Genomic DNA, 508 nt, shown 5'->3' on the forward strand with positions numbered 1-508 from the left:
GTTAATGATAGTCTAGTGCTTTGGCAATAATTTTATTACAGTAATAAGCACTAGACTATCATTAACTGTTTCTGAGGTGTTTTAATTGAGATATGATTTTATCCAAATTTTACGTGGGGTGGCTGCAATATGTGTAGTTTTTTATCATACAAATATTTATTTGGCTGCCTTGGGTAAAAATGAAACATCTTTTTTCAAAGTTTTTGATGTTAAATTTAGTTATGGAGCATTGTTGTTTTTTGTAATATCTGGATTTTTAATGGCACATTTGATTGTCAAAGGGTACGAGAAATTTTTCTTAAGAAGAATTTTGCGAATCTACCCTACCTACATAATTGCAGTAGTGAGTGTAGTAATGCTAAAGCTCATATTATTTAGTTCGATTACGCAATATGAATTTTTGAAATCGTTGACTTTGCTTCCTTTTGGTGAAATTCAATACACTTTAGACATTGAATGGACATTAATTTATGAGGTTTCATTTTATATTGTTTGTACTCTGTTTACT

At 29.5% G+C, this 508-nt stretch carries 1 protein-coding gene; it reads left to right on the plus strand.

Annotated features, from left to right (window positions below):
* Positions 1-85: 85 nt before the first annotated feature.
* Positions 86-508: acyltransferase family protein (locus AC1DUA_RS40400; protein WP_477504987.1), on the plus strand; the 423-nt coding region annotated here is incomplete at its 3' end.

Source organism: Paenibacillus sp. 01T422 (genome assembly GCF_056398785.1).